Origin of the sequence: Streptomyces sp. SID13031 (assembly GCF_010548305.1) — a bacterium.
Taxonomy (GTDB): domain Bacteria; phylum Actinomycetota; class Actinomycetes; order Propionibacteriales; family Kribbellaceae; genus Kribbella.
Genome location: NZ_JAAGLV010000013.1, coordinates 191,121 through 209,078, shown reverse-complemented (window position 1 = coordinate 209,078; position 17,958 = coordinate 191,121). Strand labels below are relative to the sequence as shown.

The 17,958-nt window shown below is 67.9% G+C and carries 19 protein-coding genes; 14 read left to right on the top strand and 5 right to left on the bottom strand.

Annotated elements, in window-relative coordinates; translation table 11 throughout:
- Position 1 precedes the first annotated feature (1 nt).
- A complete protein-coding gene (locus G3I17_RS25800; protein ID WP_164600173.1) occupies positions 2-1,015 on the bottom strand; it encodes an ornithine cyclodeaminase family protein in 1,014 nt (337 codons plus the stop codon).
- Positions 1,016-1,133: 118 nt separating this feature from the next.
- Here G3I17_RS25800 and G3I17_RS25795 point away from each other — a divergent pair, with 118 nt between their 5' ends.
- The 3 genes from G3I17_RS25795 (at position 1,134) to G3I17_RS25785 (ending at position 2,990) form a co-directional block, all read left to right on the top strand.
- Positions 1,134-1,760 carry a TetR/AcrR family transcriptional regulator gene (locus G3I17_RS25795; RefSeq protein ID WP_164600172.1) on the top strand — a complete coding sequence of 209 codons (627 nt, stop codon included), beginning with the start codon at positions 1,134-1,136 and terminating at the stop codon, positions 1,758-1,760.
- Positions 1,757-2,464 (top strand): hypothetical protein, encoded by a 708-nt coding sequence (locus G3I17_RS25790; protein WP_164600171.1) that lies wholly within the window; start codon positions 1,757-1,759, stop codon positions 2,462-2,464. Before G3I17_RS25795 ends, G3I17_RS25790 begins: the two co-directional genes overlap by 4 nt.
- 139 nt (positions 2,465-2,603) lie before the next feature.
- Positions 2,604-2,990, top strand: coding sequence for a pilus assembly protein CpaE (locus tag G3I17_RS25785; protein WP_164600170.1), 387 nt, complete (start codon positions 2,604-2,606; stop codon positions 2,988-2,990).
- Positions 2,991-3,221: 231 nt separating this feature from the next.
- Here G3I17_RS25785 and G3I17_RS25780 read toward each other — a convergent pair whose 3' ends face one another.
- Positions 3,222-3,602 carry a hypothetical protein gene (locus G3I17_RS25780; RefSeq protein WP_164600169.1) on the bottom strand — a complete coding sequence of 127 codons (381 nt, stop codon included), beginning with the start codon at positions 3,600-3,602 and terminating at the stop codon, positions 3,222-3,224.
- Positions 3,603-3,629: 27 nt separating this feature from the next.
- Positions 3,630-4,337 carry a M15 family metallopeptidase gene (locus tag G3I17_RS25775; RefSeq protein WP_164600168.1) on the bottom strand — a complete coding sequence of 236 codons (708 nt, stop codon included), beginning with the start codon at positions 4,335-4,337 and terminating at the stop codon, positions 3,630-3,632.
- A 179-nt stretch (positions 4,338-4,516) separates the two neighbouring features.
- Here G3I17_RS25775 and G3I17_RS25770 point away from each other — a divergent pair, with 179 nt between their 5' ends.
- Together G3I17_RS25770 and G3I17_RS25765 are read left to right on the top strand one after the other, a co-directional pair.
- A complete protein-coding gene (locus tag G3I17_RS25770; RefSeq protein WP_164600167.1) occupies positions 4,517-5,854 on the top strand; it encodes a histidine kinase in 1,338 nt (445 codons plus the stop codon).
- Positions 5,833-6,588 (top strand): response regulator transcription factor, encoded by a 756-nt coding sequence (locus G3I17_RS25765; RefSeq protein ID WP_164600166.1) that lies wholly within the window; start codon positions 5,833-5,835, stop codon positions 6,586-6,588. The genes G3I17_RS25770 and G3I17_RS25765 overlap by 22 nt, the downstream gene beginning before the upstream one ends.
- Positions 6,589-6,838: 250 nt before the next feature.
- Here the strand turns inward: G3I17_RS25765 and G3I17_RS25760 are convergent, their stop codons facing one another.
- The gene (locus tag G3I17_RS25760) at positions 6,839-7,180 is read right to left on the bottom strand and encodes an MmcQ/YjbR family DNA-binding protein (RefSeq protein WP_164600165.1); all 342 of its coding nucleotides are present in this window, start codon (positions 7,178-7,180) and stop codon (positions 6,839-6,841) included.
- Between the two features lie 148 nt (positions 7,181-7,328).
- Between G3I17_RS25760 and G3I17_RS25755 the strand changes: the two genes are divergently transcribed.
- The 3 genes from G3I17_RS25755 (at position 7,329) to G3I17_RS25745 (ending at position 9,643) form a co-directional block, all read left to right on the top strand.
- Entirely contained in the window at positions 7,329-7,856 is a 528-nt protein-coding gene (locus G3I17_RS25755) for a hypothetical protein (protein ID WP_164600164.1), read from the top strand.
- 32 nt (positions 7,857-7,888) lie between these two features.
- The gene (locus tag G3I17_RS25750; RefSeq protein WP_164600163.1) at positions 7,889-8,497 is read left to right on the top strand and encodes a hypothetical protein; all 609 of its coding nucleotides are present in this window, start codon (positions 7,889-7,891) and stop codon (positions 8,495-8,497) included.
- A gap of 108 nt (positions 8,498-8,605) precedes the next feature.
- A complete protein-coding gene (locus G3I17_RS25745; protein WP_164600162.1) occupies positions 8,606-9,643 on the top strand; it encodes an alpha/beta hydrolase-fold protein in 1,038 nt (345 codons plus the stop codon).
- 7 nt (positions 9,644-9,650) lie between these two features.
- Here the strand turns inward: G3I17_RS25745 and G3I17_RS25740 are convergent, their stop codons facing one another.
- Complete coding sequence (locus G3I17_RS25740; protein ID WP_164600161.1) at positions 9,651-12,473, bottom strand: BTAD domain-containing putative transcriptional regulator; 2,823 nt, start codon at positions 12,471-12,473, stop codon at positions 9,651-9,653.
- Between the two features lie 85 nt (positions 12,474-12,558).
- Between G3I17_RS25740 and G3I17_RS25735 the strand changes: the two genes are divergently transcribed.
- From G3I17_RS25735 to G3I17_RS25710, 6 genes are all read left to right on the top strand, one after another.
- Entirely contained in the window at positions 12,559-13,656 is a 1,098-nt protein-coding gene (locus G3I17_RS25735; protein WP_164600160.1) for an alpha-lytic protease prodomain-containing protein, read from the top strand.
- Between the two features lie 33 nt (positions 13,657-13,689).
- Complete coding sequence (locus tag G3I17_RS25730) at positions 13,690-14,169, top strand: hypothetical protein (protein WP_164600159.1); 480 nt, start codon at positions 13,690-13,692, stop codon at positions 14,167-14,169.
- 90 nt (positions 14,170-14,259) lie between these two features.
- A complete protein-coding gene (locus G3I17_RS25725; RefSeq protein WP_164600158.1) occupies positions 14,260-14,679 on the top strand; it encodes a peptidase inhibitor family I36 protein in 420 nt (139 codons plus the stop codon).
- A gap of 105 nt (positions 14,680-14,784) precedes the next feature.
- Complete coding sequence (locus tag G3I17_RS25720) at positions 14,785-15,912, top strand: MFS transporter (protein ID WP_164600157.1); 1,128 nt, start codon at positions 14,785-14,787, stop codon at positions 15,910-15,912.
- A 47-nt stretch (positions 15,913-15,959) separates the two neighbouring features.
- Positions 15,960-16,706, top strand: coding sequence for an alpha/beta hydrolase-fold protein (locus G3I17_RS25715; protein WP_164600156.1), 747 nt, complete (start codon positions 15,960-15,962; stop codon positions 16,704-16,706).
- A gap of 13 nt (positions 16,707-16,719) precedes the next feature.
- Positions 16,720-17,955 (top strand): hypothetical protein, encoded by a 1,236-nt coding sequence (locus G3I17_RS25710; RefSeq protein ID WP_164600155.1) that lies wholly within the window; start codon positions 16,720-16,722, stop codon positions 17,953-17,955.
- The last annotated feature ends 3 nt before the right edge of the window (positions 17,956-17,958 follow it).

Below are 17,958 nucleotides of genomic sequence, written 5' to 3'. Positions count from 1 at the left end.
GTCAGTGGAACCTGAGCATCGTGCCGACGTCGGCCGTCTCGGCTCGGCGGAGGATCAGGTGGGCGATGGCTACGTCCAGCAGGGACAGGCCTCGGTGCCAGAAGAGGTTGCGTTCGGTGGCGGATTCGCGACCGGGTTTCTGGCCGGCGACGATCTGGCCCAGTTCGGCGTACAGGGTTTCCGGTGAGAGGCGTCCGGTATCGACGTGGCGGCGCAGCGAGCCGAAGCGGCCGGATTGGGCCTCACGCCAGTCGTCCACAACGACCTTGTCCATCACGTCGAGCAGATCGAGCTCGACCGCACTGACCGTGCCGTACGGGACGACGAAGGCACCGGGTCGTACCGCGGCCGTGCGCAACAACGGCTCCGGCTCCGTCAACCGCGTCGCCTCGACGATCACGTCGGCGCCGTCGAACGCCTCCTCCGCGGTCGCGAAGACCCGCACCGGCGTGGACAGCTCGGCCGACAACTCCGCCGCGAACTTCTCCCGCGACTCCGGCCGCCTCGACGTCACCCGGATCTCGTCCAGGTCGAAGAGGTCGTCGAGCATGGTGATGTTCCACCACGCCGTACCGCGGGCGCCGGCGTGCGCGAGCACCTTGCTGTCCGGCCGGGCCAGGTACCGCGCGCCGACCGTCGTCATCGCGCCGGTCCGGGCCGCGGTGATCATCGTCGCGTCGAGCACCGCCAGCGGTACGCCGGTCGTCGGGTCGAACAGCGTCGCCATCGCCAGCTCGCTCGGCAGCCCGACCTGGTAGTTCGGGACGAAGTCGCCGACCACCTTCACCCCGCTGATCCCGTGCTCGCCGAGCCGGTTGAGGTGCCCGCGCAGGATGTTGAAGTGCCCGACCCCGCCGTTGTCCGGGATCAGGTGCACTCGCGGTTCGAAGCTCGTCTCCCCCTCGCCGTGATCCCGCACGGCCGCCTCGACGGCGTCGACGATCTCGAGCCGGGTCAGCCCGAGCGAGTCGATCTCGGGACCGGACAGGAAGCGGAGCCAGATGCCATCAGCCATGCCAAGCATCGTGCCAGCCACCCCTGACCCGGCCCCGGAACGACCGAAGAACGGTCAGTGTGCGCCGTAATCCCGTCGAAAACAGGCCGCCAGACCAAAGCCGTGCTAAATTCAGGCCGTGCGGTCTAAAAATGGTGCGGGCGGTCGAGTGTCGTTCATCCAGGCGGCGCGACGGCAGCAGATCATCGCGGCCGCGATCGCGACCGTCACCACGGTCGGCTACGGCCAGGCCTCGCTGGCCCGGATCGCGGACCACGCCGAGATCAGCAAGAGCGTCATCTCGTACCACTTCGCGAACAAGGACGACCTGCTCGAACAGGTCGTCGCCCAGGTCAACGACGACTGGGCGGCGTTCATGCGCCCGTTCCTGGACGCCGAGCAGACCGCCACCGGCCGGCTCGCGGCGTACATCCGATCCCGGCTCGCCTATATGCGCGACAACCATGACCGGCTGGTCGCGGTCGCCGAAATCATCGTCAACCACCGCGGCCCCGACGGTACGCCGGTCTTCGCCGAGCGCGACGCGGCCCCGGTCGCCGAGCTGGTCACGATCCTGCGCGACGGCCGGGCCGGTGGCGAGTTCCGCGATTTCGACCCGGTCGTGCTCGCGATGACGATCACCCAGGGCATCGACGGCGCCCTGACCTATTGGTCGGAGCACCCGGGCGCCGACCTGACGGCGTACGGAGAAGAACTGGTCACCCTGTTCGGGCTGGCCACCGAGAGCAGAGGAGGCAGGAGATGAGCACCAGTTCCTCCACCACGACGGTGATCGGCCACTCGACCGTGGACAAGCTGGTCCTGTACGGCGGGCTGCCGCTGCTCGGGCTGGTGCTCGGATTCTTCCTGCCCCGGATCGCCGACTGGGCGGTCGAGCAACCGTGGGTGCCACTGCAGGGGCCGCTCAAGATCCTCGCCGGGTGGGATGGCTGGTGGGTGGCCGCGATCTGCATCGCGCTCGGCGTCATCGGTGGCGTGCTGCTCGCGGCGATGGCGCTGGAAGACACGCTCAAGACGACGGTCGGCAACACCGAGGTCGAGTTCCTGAAGAACCAGCGGACTACCCGGGTCGCGCGGAACAAGGTCGCGATCGCCTTCCTGGACGGCAAGGAGATCGTGCTGCAGGACAACCGGTCGGCCGAGCTCGCCCGGGAGAAGCACGACGAACTGGGCGGCAGCGCGGCCAAGAAGATCCCGGCCGCCTTCCGCACCCACGGCTACCCGTGGTCGGATGCCGGCGACCCGCACGAGCACGAGTTCCGCCGCTGGGTCGAGGACGATCCGGAGCTGTCCCCTGCTGCGAACGCAGTACTGAAGGCCCGCTCGAAGGCGTTCGACCAGGGCGACAAGGGCAAGGCCGATCTGCGCGAGCTCCGGCTGGAGCTCGGCAAACTCGGCCACGTCGTCCGCGACCGGGACAAGAAGCAGTACTGGCGGTCGGTCAGCTGAACAGTGCGGCCGTCTGTTGGTCCTAGGCAGTCGCGAGCGGGTGCTCGGTGCGGCGAGGTGCCGAGTGCCACGCAGCAGACAGGGGTCAGCAGACGCTCTCTTAGGTTGACCGTTTGTCGTTCGGGGGGACGATGGAAGGGTGATCACGGTTGAGCAGGCGCGGCGGTTGCGGAAGGCCGGGGCGATGTGGGTGCCCGCGGCCGGTGACCGGTTCTTCGTACCGGACCGGGAGATGGACGACGACGTGTTCGTCGTCAGCGACATGACCGTCGAGGTGCACGACTACCCCGGCGGCAAGGTGATCGGCTTCAACGGGACGACCGAGTGGGCCCTCGACAGCATCGAGCAGCGCGAAGTGATCTGGTTGCCGCGCGAGGAGCAGCTGCGCAAGCTGCTCGGCCCCCACTTCCAGCGCCTCGAAGCGGTCCCCGGCGGCTACGCCGTCGTCCTCACCGACGGCCGCTACCCCTCCGACGACGCCGAACAGGCCTACGCCGAAGCCCTCCTGGCCCTCCTCAACGGCTGAACCCCAGGAACACCCGCTCGCTTCGCTCGGGGGTGGAGAGAGCAAAGCGGGGCCGCCACGACGGTTCGCTCGGGGTGGAGGGGAGTAGGGCGAGGGGTTGTGCCGTAACGGTTCGCGGCCGGCCAGGTGTGGGCGGGGCCCCTCAGCAGCGCCCGTACCTGGCCGGCCGTGGCCGGTGGCACAACCCCCTCCTTTCAGTGATTTCGTTGCGGATTACCTGGGAGAAAAGTCTTAGCGGGCCAACGCCGCCCGTAGCTCGGTGGCGCGGTGCGCGACCCGGTCACGCGACGCGATGCTGAAGCCCTGCGCCTGCAGCTCGAGGATCGCGCTCGCCTGCAGCTGGCTGACGCCGAGCAACTGGCGGATCCGGAACACGGCGGTCAGCCGGTCGGAGGCTCCCTCGATCGTCCGCACCACCTCGGTCCGCCGCTCGAACGCGGTCAGCACACCCTCGTAGATCTCCAGCTGGGTGTGCGCCGACCGGTCCGGCTCGACCTGCGTGGCCTGCTCGACCTGCGCGGCACCCCGCACCACCTGGCGCCACAGCGCCGGTACGGTGTGGCGGCCGCGGGTGGCTCGACGGGTGATCGGCTGGGCATATGTCATCGTCATCAGTTGCGCTCCTGATTCGGTGGTTGGTCAGCCGCGCTCGGCGACCGCGTTGGTTTCGATCGGGGGGCACTTCGTGCCCGGTGCGGTGAGCGCCTCGAAGTGCCAGGGCTCGTTGTCGTAGCGGCGGCAGATCCCGTACTTCCAGCCGTTCTTGCCCAGCCAGGCCATCGCCGCCTGGGGTGCGATGTCGACGGCCTTGCCCTGTACGTGCATCGACTTCTCCGGCGGCAGCACCCAGCGCGTCGCCTCCTCGTAGGAGCCGTACTTCTGGATGGCTTCCTTCAGCAGCCGCGCCTGCTTGGCCTTGCTGCGGCGGCCGGAGTTGATCCGGATCGGGACGCCGGCCGCCTTCGCGGCGGCCATCGCCTTCTTCAGCCGGCTCCGCAGCTTCGGGGACAGCGCCTCGATGCTCTCCTCCGAGTACTGCGTCTTCTCGTCTGCGCGAGTGGACTTGGTGGCCTTGGGCGACGGCGTCTTCTTGGGCTTGGCAGGCGTGGTCGGCGTCTTCGACGGTGCTGCGGTCTTCTTGACCGGGATCCTCTGCTGAACCGGCGGCGGCGACCCGTTGGGGCCGCCCGCGACCACCGGCTGCTTGTCGGCGGCCGAGTCGGGCGAGAACAGGTCGATCACCTGCGCATGCCAGATCACCAGTGAGGCGACCACGACCACGCCTGTCACGGACAGCAACCGGGCACGCACCGAGAACGGGCGACGCGGCGGCAGGTCGTTGGTCATGGGGTACAGCCTCTCGGTTCGGCGGGGTTCGCCACATCGGTCCCAGGGACCGTCTCTGGCAGCCGGAAGTCGGACCTGGGTATGGGGTCCGACGCCGGGTCTCATCCAAAAGTTGGAGAAACCGCCCCTTCGGGCGCAGGAGCCGCAGATTGTCATACGCGACTACGCTCTGCAAGGTGATGGGTTACTGGCGTCGGCTGTCGGCGTGGCAGCAGGATGTCCTGCTTGCCACGCTCATCGGCGTCGTCTGGTTCAGCGGGCTCGCGGTCATCAACGACAGCTGGCTGCGGCCGAAGAATCCGAGCGTCTCGGTGGTCACCGGGGTGTTCCTGGTGCTGACCGTCGCGCTGGTCCGGCAGATCCCGTGGGTGACGCTGGTCTTCGTCGGGGTCTTCTATCCGTTGGTCTACGCGTCAGCCGAGACTGGGCTGGCCGAGCAACTGGGGCTCGACATCCTGCGCGCCCCCGCGATCAGCGACGCGGCCCTGCAGTCCGAGCTGCATCTGGTACCTCTGCTGGTGGTCGGCTATCTCGCGGCAGCGAGCGGAGTACGCCGGCTCACCACTCTGTTCTTCACCATGGGCAGCCTGGCGGCGCTGATGATCGGCCTGCCGGCTGTGGTCGCGATCGTGCTCAGCAACAGCCCGCGCGAAGTCTTCTACGGCGATCGGTACCAGAACCTGCCCCGCAGCATCTCCAGCCTCTACAGCTATATCGACGTCTCCCTGTTCGTCTTCGCCGAAGCCCTGATCTGCGGCATGGTTCTGCTCGGCGCCAACGCGCTGCGCCGGCGGAAGAGCCTGCTCGTCATGGAGCAACGCAACAACGCCCTGGTCCGGCTCCGGACGATCGAGGCCGAGCGCGCGGCGGCGGCCGAGCGGACCAGGATCGCCCGCGATCTCCACGACGTCGTCTCGCACCACATGAGCGCGGTGGTGATCCGGGCCCAGGCGGCCGACCGGGTCGCCGATCAGAAGCCCGAGGCACTCCGCGAAGCGGTGCGCTGGATCGCTGCGAGCGGCCGCGAGGCGCTCACCGCGATGCGCGAGACAGTGCGAGTACTGAACAACGCCTCACCGGGTGCGGGTGCCGAGATGGCTCCGGTCCCAGGTCTGAGCGACGTCGCGCGGATGGGCGAGCGGCTCAAGGCGGTCGGGATCGACGTGACCATGCAGCTCCCGACCCGCAATCGGCAGATGACGTCGGCCACGGACCTGACCGCGGTACGGATCATTCAAGAAGCACTGACGAACGTGATGGTGCACGCGAAGGCCACTGCCGCGCATGTGAGCTGGCAGAGTGGACCGCAGGGCGAGCTGCTCACCATCGACGACAACGGCAGCGGCGGGCCACCGCCGGTGAACGCGCTGGAGACCGCCCGGCGGCAGGAGAGCGGCCGGGGCAACGGACTGATCGGAATGCGCGAACGCGCACACGCGAGCGGCGGCACACTGACCGTCGCCGCCGGACCACTGGGTGGATGGAGAGTGCAGGCATGGTTGCCGCCGCAGAGGTGACGGAGAAGATCAAGATCCTGGTGGTCGACGACCAGGGCGTGATCCGGATGGGGCTGTCGATGATCCTCGACCACGAGCCCGACCTGACCACGGTGGCGCAGGCCGGCGACGGCGAGGAGGCGCTGCGGATGATCGCGCAGTACGACCCGGACGTCGTGCTGATGGACATCCGGATGCCGGTGATGGACGGCCTGGAGGCGACCGAGCGGATCACCAAGGCCGCCAAGGAGTCCGGCCGTGATCGGCCCGCCGTCCTGGTGCTGACCACCTTCGACGACGAGGCCTACGTCCTGAGCGCAGTACGGGCGGGCGCCTCGGGCTTCCTGCTCAAGGACACCGATCCGGATCTGCTCGTGTCGGCCGTGCGGGCGGTGCACCGGGGCGACTCGCTGGTCGACCCGGCCTCGACGCGCGTCCTGCTCGAGCGTTGCGTGGAGCTGGAGCGGCAGGTCGGCAACAACCCGGCCGACTCGGCGCCGGCGGCCGCGGGACGCTGGAGCGGACTCCTGTCCCAGCTGAGCGAGCGCGAGCGCGAGATCCTGGTCTGGATGGCGCGCGGCCTGTCCAACCGCGACCTGGCCGCGAAGCTCTTCGTCAGCGAGACGACGGTGAAGACCCACGTCAGCAGCGTGCTGTCCAAGCTCGGGCTGTCCAGCCGCGTCCAGGCGGTCGTCGTCGCCTACGAAGCAGGCGTCGTCCGCCCGGGCGAGGCAGAGGTGCGCTGGGACGGTTAGGTCAGCGCATACCAGCAGCCCGCGACGGCGGCGATGATCAGCACGATGGTCAATAACTGTGTACGAAGCGACGCCTGGCGGCGGCGCGGCAAGAAGTCCCCGGTCATACCCTCAAGCCTGCCTCGCGAAACGCTGCCACCCATCCTCCCCAGGAACGGTTCCGGCGTGACGCAAGTCGCCCCCTGGTAGGCCCAAGATCATCCCCAGGGATGACAACCAGCCCACTTGATTGCCCTCGGCCCCTGTCGCGTCACTCCCCGAAGTACTCGGCCGCCACTTTCTTGGGCACGCACATCCGCCAGGCCTCCAGGACGAGCTCGCGCAGCTCGGTCTCGTCGAGGACCGCCAGGTTGACCTCGATCCACTTGTACCGCTCGTCGGCCTTGCTGGGCGGGAGGAACTTCTCCGGGTACGCCGCGATCGCCGCCTCGCGTTCCTCCTTCGGGAACCCGATCCCCATCGTCTTCTCGTCCCGCGACATGGCGATGTAGACGATCCGCCCGACCCGGAACTTGATCCGGTCCCGCACTATGACCTCATAACTTCGCGGCAACCCCTCGGTCGCCGCCCGGATGTCCTCAAGGTCGACCATGGCCCTTTTCGCCTCCGGTTTGCGCAAACCCCGCCTGATGTCACAGCCGTGTCGCGACGACTTTACAGCCGCACGTCGACAAAGGCTGTCAGCGTTCTCGGCATTGCCCGGTGAGAGCGCTCCAGTTAACGTCCGGCAAATGAGGCAAATGACAGCGAGGAAAAGAATTTCCATCGCCGGGATCGGCGTTCTGGCATTATCCGCCGCATTTCCAGTAATTTCGCCGGCGCAGGCCGCACCGCCACCCGCTCAGCATTGCGTGGGCAACTCCGGCGGACTCACCCAATGCTTCGGCACGCTGGCCGAGGCGCTCGACTCGGCCCGCAGCCAGGTCGCCGCGAAGAACGCCCGCCCGGCGGCGGCGAAGAGCGCGCAGCTGGCTCAGGGCGAGGTCATCCAGGGCACGTTCTTCGAGAACCGGGACTACGGCGGAGCGTCGTACACGGTGGTCGGCGCGGGGTTGTGCGACGGCTCCGACGGCGTCATCAATTACCAATTCAATTTCCCGCCGGAATGGGTCAACAAGATCAGCTCGGTGCAGCCGTGGGCGAACTGCAAGATCTGGCTTTATCCGCAGGCCGATCTCAACGGTGACCGGGACGGGCCGTTCAAGGCGAACACCGGCTGGATCGGCACGATGCTCGACGACCGGACCGCCTCGGTCGGCTTCAGCTGATCTCGACGTACTCGACAGTGAGGAAAACAGCCATGCCGAAACGCTTTGCCACCATCGCCACCGCCGCGCTGCTCTGCGCCGCGACCACGCTGACCGCGGTACCCGCTTTCGCCGCGGACGGTCCGACCGGTCGCGAGCTGCTGGAGAAGTGCGACAACGGCACCGACACCTGCACCTTCCATCCGTACGGACCGCCGGAGACGTTCCGCGGCGACGTGCACCAGGTCGGCGACACTGTATTCAACTGCACCGCCGACCTGCAGCGCTCGACCGTGAAGTGGTCCGAGACGACCGGTGAGTCGAACAGCTTCGGCGTCTCGGTCTCGACGGAGGCCGGCTTCGGCGAGGTCTTCAAGGTGTCGATCGAGACTTCGTACCAGCACACCTGGGAGACCTCCAGCACGGTCGGCCAGGACGACAGCGTCGACGTCCAGCCCGGCGAGAAGGGCTGGATCGAGCGGGCCACCGAGATGAGCCGGGTGAAGGGCCAGTACGAGATGCACTTCCCGGACAGGTACTACGACCACTACATCTGGTACCAGGACTTCGAGGCCGTCGGCCCGGTCAAGGACGCGCAGGGCCTGATCACCAAGAAGACCGCGGCGATGACCGCCGACGAGAAGGCCCAGCACTGCGGGTGACCACTAGTACTACCGACTGTGCGAGTGCCGCCGGGACGCAGGCCCCCGGCGGCACTCGCACGGCCCCACCAGCACACTTCGTCGTAGACCTTTCTGTACCGTGGTCGGATGCCCGAAGCAATGGTTAGCGCGGTTGAAGGCGCTGAGGTGGTGTTCCGCCTCGGCGATCCCGAGCATGCGTTGACCGGCGTCCGGCTGTGGGAGGAGCTCGGGCTCGCGGCGGAGCAACTGGAGTTCAAGCCGGTCGGATACGGCTGGGAGCTGCGGCTGCCACGCCCCTCGGTGCACCGGATGGAGTACCTGTTCGACGTCGCCGGCAGCGGGATGCGCACGGACCCGACGAACCCGCGCGTCGTCGGCGGCGCGTTCGGCGAGCACTCCTGGCTGCCGCTGCCCGGGTACGTCGAGCCCCACTGGATCACGATCGAGCCGATCGCGTCGAGCCTGACCCCGCTGCCCGTCGACCCGACGCCGGTCGGCCCGATCGACGTCCAGATGTGGGCGCCGGACGGGATCGCTCCCGGTTTCGAGCTGCCGTTGCTGCTGGCCCATGACGGGCCGGAGTTCGCGATGTACGCCGGCCTCACGCACTACGTCGGCGCGATGGTGGCCGATGGCACGCTGCCGCCGTTGCGTCTCGCGCTCATCCGGCCGGGTTCACGCAACCTCTGGTACGCCGCCAACCCGCAGTACGCGGAGGCCCTCACGCAATACGTGCTGCCGGCGGTCACTTCGGCGTACCGGAGCAAGAAGCCGGTGTTGATGGGGGCGAGCCTCGGTGCGCTAGCGGCCCTGTACGCCGAGTGGAACCACCCGGGCACCTTCGCCGGGCTGTTCCTGCAGTCGGGGTCGTTCTTCACGCTCGACACGGACCCCCAGGAGTCCAAGTTCCAGTACTACGCCGAGGTCACCGGTTTCGTGAACTCGGTGCTCGAGGCTACCTTCACCCCGAGCACCCCGGCCGTCGCGATGACCGCCGGGACGCCGGAGGAGAACGTGCACAACAACCGGGTGATGGCCGCCCACCTGTCCAAACTCGGCGTCCGGATCGCCTTCGACGAGACCCCTGACATGCACAACTTCACTGCCTGGCGCGATGTCTTCGACCCCGGTCTAACCGACCTGCTGAACCGCGTTTGGGACTAGTGCGTGCTTAAACACTCGCTGGATTCGGTGCGACATCTGTTGTGGTCGCGGGCGTGAGCCTGGCCTCGACACCGGCCACGGTGGGATGGCGGAGCTCAGCAAGGATGTCCCGAGCGTGCTGCCAACTGCGGCGGGCGAGGCCCGGGTCGCCGGCGGCGTGCTGGGTGTCGCCGAGATGGACCAGCGTGTCCGCTTCATGGTAGCGATCGGCCACCTGCCGGTACAGCTCGAGCGCGTCCTGGAAGTAGGTTATCGCTTCACCGTAGCGGCGCAGATGATGGTGGGCGTAGCCGAGGCTGTGCCAGACGTTGGCCCGCCCGCGGCGATCCCTCGTCTTCTCATGCAGGTCAAGTGCTTGCCGGCAGCAACTGATCGCCTGTAAGTGGTTGCCTTGCAGGGCGTGGTACCAGCCGATGTTGTTGAGAGCGCGGGCCTGGCCGGCCAGGTCGCCGAGCGCGCCGAAGAGGACGAGCGCTTCGTGATCCTGGCGACTGGCATCGGCACCTCGGCCATCCTTCTCGAGCACAGCTGCCAGGTTGACGTGCGTGCGGGCCTGCCCCGCGCGGTCGCCGATGTCGCGGTACAGCACCAGGGCCAACTGGAGCTGAGCGTAGGCCTCGTCGTGCCTTCCCAGGCAGCTGTACGCCCGGCCTAGCCCGCGGTGCGCGTGCGCCTGGCCCGCTGGGTCGCCCAGCCGCCGCGCCGCGGCCAGGGCGACCCGGAATACGTCCTCCTGATCGTGCCACTGCCCCTGCCGGTCGAGGAACTCCATCATCGCCCTGGCCAACTGCCAGGCATAGGCGTCGAGGCCCGCGCCGGCCGCCTGCCGGATCGCGGCGAGCAGGACGGAATGGTTGGCGGTGAACCAGGCAGTGGCTTGCCGGTCGTCGGGGATCGGCTCGAGGGCCGTCCCTGAGGTCGCCGGCGCGAGCGGGATCGGCTCGTGGTGCGGGCTCAGCAGGTGGTGCGCGCCGACCGAGGTGTGCAGGTAATGGTCGAGCGCCCTGTGCGTGGCGACACGCCGCACAGCGGGCGAGTCGTGGATGTGCGCCAGTTCGGCGGCGTAGGTCCGCAGGAGGTCATGCAGCGTGTACCTGCCGTTGGTGTGCTCGACGACCAGGTGCGCCCGTGCCAGGGTGGTCAGCCACGCTTGCACCTGGGGCGCCGGGGCGCCGGCCAGACTCGCCGCAGCCGGCGTCGCCAGGTGGGGGCCGGGGTGCAGACCGAGGAGCCGGAACAGCCGGGCCTCCGAGGCTCCGAGCGCGTGGTAGGACCACGAGAACACTGCTCGTATGTCGGTGACAGTATCGCCACCGTCAAACGGGTCCAGGCTTCCGGCGGCGCGGAGCTCACGCGCTAGGGCGGCGAGCGGTTGCCCACCGTTGGTCGCGGCCCGCGCGGCCACGATGGCCAGCGCGAGAGGTAATTGCGCACTCAGCGCGATGATCTCGTCGGCCGCGACCGGTTCGCCCGCGATCCGGTCGGCGCCGATGCGGTTGGCCAGCAGTTCGAGCGCCTCATCCCGGGAAAGCAGGCCGACGTCGAGCGGGAGTGCGCCCTCCAAGGCGATCATGCTGGTCAACTGGCTTCTGCTGGTGACGAGGACCAGACAGCCGGGCGCGCCGGGCAGCAGCGGCCGGACCTGCTCCGCGTCGCGTGCGTTGTCCAGCAAGACCAGCACCCGCCGCCCGGCCAGCAGGCTGCGGTACAGGCCGATCTGCGCATCGGTTGTCGCAGGCATCCGGGCCGCCGGGACGTCCAACGCCTCCAGGAGCCCCCGCACCGCCGTATCGGCGCCCACAGGCGGGAGCTTCGGGTCGAAGCCGCGCAGGTTCACGTACAGCTGTCCGTCCGGAAACTGGTCGGCCACCCGGTGCGCCCAGTGCACGGCGAGGGCTGTCTTGCCCGCCCCGGCGGTGCCGGTGATGACGCAGGTTTGCGCGGCCGTGGCGGTGGACCGCGCGGCCAGTTGGGAGTCGAGCTCTCGCAGCTGCGCGGCGCGGCCGACAAAACCGCCGAGATCGGGCGGGAGCTGGACCGGCTTTGTGGTCCGCGGCGCTACCGGACCGCGATACGCACCCGACTCGACGGTGTCCGCGATGATGTCAGCGTGGACCGCCCGCAGTTGCGGTCCGGGTTCCAGCCCGAGCTCAGCGACCAGCACCTGTCGGGCCCGCTGGTACGTCTGAAGCGCCTCGGCCCGGCGACCGCACCGATACTGCGCGATCATCAATTGGGCGCGGAGCCGTTCCCGCAGGGGGTGCTCGTCGACCAAGCGGTACAGCGCGGCGACCAGGGTCGCGTGACGGCCCGCCTCGAGCTCCGCATCGATCCGGTCCGACTCGGCCGCGAACCGCAGCTCCTCCAAGCCGCCGCACAGCCGGTCCCGTACAGCGCCGGTCGCCGCGTCGGCCAGCGGCGGCCCCCGCCACAGTTCCAGCGCTGCGGCCAGGCGCGCTGATCGCCCGTCCGGATCCTCGATCGCGTGCGACTCGTCGACCAGCAGCCGGAAGCGGTGCACGTCGACCGATTCCGGTCGGACCTGCAGCAGATACCCGCCGCCGCGGGCCAGCAGCGGTACCGGTTCGGAGGCATCCGCAGCCGAGGCCAGCGCCATCCGGACGCGGGATATCAAGGTCGGCAACGCCGACCGGGTCGCCGACGGGGGCGGGCGCTCCCAGAGCATGTCGACGAGGCGCTCACTGGTGACCACCCGCCCGGGCTCCAACAGTAGAACGGCCAGGGCGAGACGTTCCTGGCGGCGCCGCAGCCGGACTGTCTCGCCGGACGCCGAGAAGATTTCGACCGGACCGAGCAGCCGGAACTCCACTCCCGACATGTTAGCGGCGTCTGTAAAGGCGTAGCGGTCTGCGGATGGCAAACAAATGGCAAACTCGGTAGCTGAACCTGGGGTCATGCGACTCAAGAACCCGAGGCTCCCCGTGCAGAGGCGCGCAGCCGTACTCGCCTTCACCCTCGTCGCCGGCGCCGTGCTCGCCACGGCCGGCGGGCAAGCACAGCCCGCCACCGGTAGCCCGGCCAGCAAGGATGTTGCCATTGCCGCCGGGCTCAGCGGCCCGGATGCAACTGCGCTGGCCGGCCGCCTCGGCCGGTCCCGCACCGGCGGGGTCTACCTGGACCCGACGAGTGGGCGGATGGTGGTCACCGTTACCGATGCGGAGGCGGCCAAGGTCGTGACGGACGCCGGCGCTGCGGCCAAGCTGGTCACTTACAGCACCACGCAGCTCGACGCGATCGCCGGCGGGCTCGACGACGTCACCCCGATCCCGAACACCGCCTATGGGGTGGACGTGGTGAACAACGAAGTGCTGGTCCAGGTCGGCGGCACCGTCGGAGAAGCCGAGCTGGCGAACCTGCGGGCCGTCACCGAACCTCACGGCCGCGCTGCCCGGGTCGAACGGGTCGGCGGCACGATGGAGCTCGGCATGTCCGGTGGCGAGACCATCCGGTCGCGGACCGGTCGGCGCTGCACGGCCGGCTTCAACGTGCGGTCCAAGACCAACCCGAACAGCCTCTTCCTCGTCACCGCGGGGCACTGCACCCAGGGCACCGGCGACTGGCTCGACCACGGCAGCACCTACTTCGGTTACAAGGTCGGAGCCCGCTACCCCACCTACGACTACGGCCTCATCCGGCACTACAGCGCCAGCGTCCCCAAGCCGGGCAACGTCTGGGTGCCCGGCGGCCTTCAGGACATCACGCACTCACGTGACTCGCACGCCCAGGAGCGGGTGTGCGTCAACGGCAGCACCAGCGGCTACACCTGCGGCCCCGTACAGGTCAAGCACTGGACTGTCGTCTACAGCAACGGCGACAAAGTCAAGGATCTGGACTTCGTCAGCGTCTGCCGCGACCACGGCGACAGCGGCGGGCCCATGTTCCACGGCAACGCCGCGCTGGGCCTGATGTCCGGTTTCAACACCTCCAATTGCCAGGCCTACTACCAGCCGATCAACCCGGCGCTGGCCTGGTACGGCGTCGAGGTCTACTAACCGATGCACCAACGAAAGAATCGGAGTACACGTATGCGAAGAATCCTGGCAACGATTGTCGCGGCGGTCGTCTGCGCCACGACCCTCGTGATGAACACCGCCCCGGCCAACGCGGTCAACGTGCGGTATCGGGCGGCGAAGTCCTGCGAGACCGGCGGAAAAACCTTCTCCGCCGACATCCACACGTACGGAAAGCCGACCTCGGCCAACCCCGGCGTCTACACCGAGGTCCAGCTTTGGGGCTACAAGATGGAATCGGGCGCGAGCCTCAAGCGCGTCGAGGCCTGGTACGTGGTTTGGCGTGATGGGAGCTGGCACGTGACCACAGGGATCGGGTACGACGTTCCCGGCACCGCGAATGGCAAGTGGCACAACGGCGACATCAACGGCAAGTTCATGATCGGCTATTTGACCCCCACCAACCCGACTGCGGTCATGGTCCGCGCCTATACCGGCCCCACCAGCTTCTGCAACGTGTTCCTGCGGCCGTACGACCTCTACTGGGTCGGCTGACCGGATCGGCCCCGCGGCGCGGTGGAACGTGCCCATTGTGCAATGGGCACGTTCCATCCGTTGCCTGACGACCTCAGCAGGAGTGAACAAATGCGCAAAGCCATTTCAGCGATAGTAGTTTCAGTTGCGACCACAGCCGGTTTCACGATCACTGCCGTACCGGCCGCTGCTACCGCCAACAGTCAGTGCCCTGATGGCAAGGTCTGCCTGTATGACGGCTTGAGTTGGAATTCCGGCCTCGCCGGGAATCTGGATCTCTGGTCGGATATCACGGCGAGCCAGGCAGACCTGAGGAAGTACTACTGGCATAACGCGAGCGGCGCCATCACGGACCATTCGGTACAGGATGACATCACGTCGCTCAAGAATCGGACTGATTGCTGGATTTATCTCTTCAACGACATTGATTTCGGTGAGCTTCTCGCTTCCGTCGGGCCTGGCGTGTACCTGGGAAATTTGGGGACCCACGGAATGAATAACAACATCACTTCGATCATGTTTGTCTGCTGACTGAAGCCTGTTCGTCTCGCGCGGTCGTGGTGCGGGGTCGGGTGGCCGGAGGGAGTTTCACCCTCCGGCCAACCGACCCTGGCGCCTGGGCCTAGGGTAAAGCGGATGCTGAAGACACTCGCTGGGTTCGGTGCGTTCGGGCTGTTCTGGGGTGCGTGGGGGGCCGTTCTGCCTGCGGTGAAGGCCGAGACTGGCGTCAGCGACGCTCAGCTCGGTGGCGCCCTGTTGATGGTCGGGCTCGGCGCGCTCTTCTCCATGCGCTTCACCGGCTACTTGATCGACCGGTACGGCGGTGTGGTGCTGCCCGTCGCCGTCCTGCTGTTCGCCGCCTGTGGGGTACTGCCCGCACTGGCCGGCTCAGCCGTCGCACTGGGCGGGGCGCTCTTCCTGCTGGGCGCTACCTCAGGCGCGACCGACGTAGCCATCAACGCGACCGGCTCCACCGCCGAGGCGGACACTGGCAAGCCACTGATGAACCTGGCCCACGGACTGTTCTCCATCGCAGTAGTCATAGCCAGCCTCGGTACTGCGGGCCTCCGCGCCGCCGGGGCCGGCGCCTTGCCGGTGCTCGGCGGTGTGTTCGTCCTGGTCGCTCTCGTGGTCGTACTGGTGCTGCTGCCCGGCTCAACGAAGATCAAGCCGGTGGTCACCAAGAAGGCACCACGCAAGCTGGAGCCCGCACTCCTGGTGTTCGGCGGCCTCTGCGCCCTCGCCTTCGTCGTCGAGAACGCCTGGCAGAGCTGGAGCGCCGTCCACCTCGACACCACGCTCGGTGCTGCTCCGGCACTCGCCTCCAGCGCACCAGCCGTCTTCGCAGCAGCCGCAGCCACCGGCCGTCTTACCGGCAACGCCCTACTGCGCCGACTCAAGCCAGCTCAACTCCTAGTAGCCGGCGGCATCATCGCTGCTCTGGGTAGCGCACTAGCGGCCGCAGCAGGCAACCCCTGGCTGGCACTGGTCGGCATAGCGATCGCCGGCCTCGGTACGTCGGTCTGCGCGCCGACCATCATCGGTATGGCCGGTGCGTGGGCGGGTCCCGAGCGGCGAGCCAGCGCGATCTCCACTGTCACCACGATCGCCTACCTGGGCTTCCTCCTCGGCCCAGCCGCCGTCGGTGCCGCGTCCAGCGCGTGGTCGTTGCCCACGGCATTGGGTGGCGTCGCAGTACTGGCTGTAGTCGTCGCCGTGCTCGGTCCGGTGGCAGGACGCGCTGCGACCACGCAAACGAGGTAAAGACATGGCATGGTGGCGACTCAGGACACAGGATGGGGTGAGGCTGCATGGAGAAGGAGCAGGTCGAGCTGGAGGCTCCGGGGCTGGACCGGCCCGGCACAGTGATCCGCTACGGGCACTACGGCCGCCCGGTGCTGGTGTTCCCGAGTGAGCAGGGCAGAGCCTGGGACTACGAGAGCAACGGGATGGTCGGGGCCGTCGCCGACCTGATCGAGGCCGGGCGGGTCAAGCTGTACTGCGTCGACTCCTACGACCACGTGAGCTGGTCCGACCGCAGCATCCCGCTGGAGGAACGCGCGCGACGCCACGGGCTCTACGAGTCGTGGATCCTCGACCAGGTCGTACCAGCGATCGGCAGTGACACCCCTGGTGCCGCCGACATCATCACGACCGGCTGCAGCCTTGGCGCCTTCCATGCGCTCAACTTCGCGGTCAAGCGCGCCGACCTGTTCCCGGTCGCCATCTGCCAGTCCGGCAACTACGACGCGGCCAGCTGGCACGCCTGGGGCGAGCGCGGCGACGCGATGTACTTCAACAACCCGGTCGACTACCTGCCCAACCTCGAGGGCGACCACCTGGAGTGGCTGCGCCAGCGGCTCTTCCTGGTGCTCACTGTCGGTCAGGGCGACTGGGAGACAAACCCCACCGGTTCCCTGCCCTCGGCGCGAGCCACCGCCGCCTTACTGGCTGCCAAAGGCATCCCGCACGAGCTGGATCTCTGGGGTCACGACGTAGCCCACGACTGGCCTTGGTGGCGCAAGCAGCTCGCCCACCATCTGCCCCGATTCGTCTAAGGAGCCTGGGATTATGCCTGACCGCTCTCAGCATTTGATCGGGTTGTTGCTAGGCGCCGAGGAGGACTGGCCGCAGGCGTTCGAGGCACTGTTGCGGCGGGTCGGGCCGGTCACCATCGGCGGCCAGACGCACGAGTTCGGCACCGAGCGGCTGAGCATCGAGCCGTTCGACCTGAACGATCCGGTCCGGGTCGAGCTGGTGATCGACCGGCTCGCCTACTGGTACTACCACCCGCGCGAGTGGCTGAAGAAGGCCGCGCTGATGAACGGCACCTACCTGCTCAACTCGCCGTTCACCTTCCAGGCGATGGAGAAGCACAGCGCGTACTGCGCGATGCTGCGCCTCGGCCTGAAGATCCCCCGGACCGTGCTGGTGCCGTTCAAGAACCCGGTCGACAACGTGCGCTGGGCCTACACCTCGGAGAAGTACAACAAGCCGTTCGACCTGGACGCGATCGCCGACGACCTCGGCTACCCGATGTACATGAAGCCGTTCGACGGCGGCGGCTGGCGCGGCGTCTCGCGGATCAACAACCGGGCTGACCTGCACACCGCCTACGACGAGTCCGGCGAGATGCTGATGCACCTGCAGGCGACGGTCGAGTACGAGAAGTTCGCCCGGGCGCTGTCGATCGGCGCCGAGACGATGGTGATGGACTTCCGCCCCGACGAGCCGATGCACAACCGGTACGCCGTCTCGCACGGCTTCCTCGGCTCGTCGGCCGGGCACCAGACGGTCGCGATCAGCCGGATCGTGAACGCCTTCTTCGGCTGGGAGTTCAACTCCTGCGAGATGCTCGTGGCCGGCGACTCGGTGCACCCGATCGACTATGCGAACGCCTGCCCCGACGTCGCGATCACCTCGCTGCACTACTACTTCCCGTGGGCGATCAGCGCGCTGGTGAAGTGGTCGGTGTACTCGCTGGCGACCGGCCGCAAGACCAAGGTCGACCTGCACACCGAGCAGTACTTCGCGATCGCGGACGACGAGTCGCTCGACTACGACGCCAAGCTCGAGGGGTACCTCGCGCTGGCCGACGAGTACTTCGAGACGAAGAAGTACCACGAGTGGTGCGCGGAGAACCTGCCGAACTTCGACGAGCAGCTGGTCGACTGGGTGCGCAGCGAGGACTTCGACCGGATCCTGCGCGAGACGGTCGCGGCGACCTACCCGGCCCACGAACAGGAGGAGTTCCTCGCCCACTTCCGCGGCCTGACCGGCCTGTGGGTGGCCGACCAGGCGAAATAGGCC

Excerpts from the sequence above, each read along its gene's own strand:
- G3I17_RS25800 (WP_164600173.1), bottom strand. The coding sequence starts at position 1,015 with ATGGCTGATGGCATCTGGCTCCGCTTCCTGTCCGGTCCCGAGATCGAC.
- G3I17_RS25790 (WP_164600171.1), top strand. The coding sequence starts at position 1,757 with ATGAGCACCAGTTCCTCCACCACGACGGTGATCGGCCACTCGACCGTG.
- G3I17_RS25780 (WP_164600169.1), bottom strand. The coding sequence starts at position 3,602 with ATGACGATGACATATGCCCAGCCGATCACCCGTCGAGCCACCCGCGGC.
- G3I17_RS25775 (WP_164600168.1), bottom strand. The coding sequence starts at position 4,337 with ATGACCAACGACCTGCCGCCGCGTCGCCCGTTCTCGGTGCGTGCCCGG.
- G3I17_RS25770 (WP_164600167.1), top strand. The coding sequence starts at position 4,517 with ATGGGTTACTGGCGTCGGCTGTCGGCGTGGCAGCAGGATGTCCTGCTT.
- G3I17_RS25765 (WP_164600166.1), top strand. The coding sequence starts at position 5,833 with ATGGTTGCCGCCGCAGAGGTGACGGAGAAGATCAAGATCCTGGTGGTC.
- G3I17_RS25760 (WP_164600165.1), bottom strand. The coding sequence starts at position 7,180 with ATGGTCGACCTTGAGGACATCCGGGCGGCGACCGAGGGGTTGCCGCGA.
- G3I17_RS25755 (WP_164600164.1), top strand. The coding sequence starts at position 7,329 with ATGACAGCGAGGAAAAGAATTTCCATCGCCGGGATCGGCGTTCTGGCA.
- G3I17_RS25750 (WP_164600163.1), top strand. The coding sequence starts at position 7,889 with ATGCCGAAACGCTTTGCCACCATCGCCACCGCCGCGCTGCTCTGCGCC.
- G3I17_RS25745 (WP_164600162.1), top strand. The coding sequence starts at position 8,606 with ATGCCCGAAGCAATGGTTAGCGCGGTTGAAGGCGCTGAGGTGGTGTTC.
- G3I17_RS25735 (WP_164600160.1), top strand. The coding sequence starts at position 12,559 with ATGCGACTCAAGAACCCGAGGCTCCCCGTGCAGAGGCGCGCAGCCGTA.
- G3I17_RS25730 (WP_164600159.1), top strand. The coding sequence starts at position 13,690 with ATGCGAAGAATCCTGGCAACGATTGTCGCGGCGGTCGTCTGCGCCACG.
- G3I17_RS25725 (WP_164600158.1), top strand. The coding sequence starts at position 14,260 with ATGCGCAAAGCCATTTCAGCGATAGTAGTTTCAGTTGCGACCACAGCC.
- G3I17_RS25720 (WP_164600157.1), top strand. The coding sequence starts at position 14,785 with ATGCTGAAGACACTCGCTGGGTTCGGTGCGTTCGGGCTGTTCTGGGGT.
- G3I17_RS25715 (WP_164600156.1), top strand. The coding sequence starts at position 15,960 with ATGGAGAAGGAGCAGGTCGAGCTGGAGGCTCCGGGGCTGGACCGGCCC.
- G3I17_RS25710 (WP_164600155.1), top strand. The coding sequence starts at position 16,720 with ATGCCTGACCGCTCTCAGCATTTGATCGGGTTGTTGCTAGGCGCCGAG.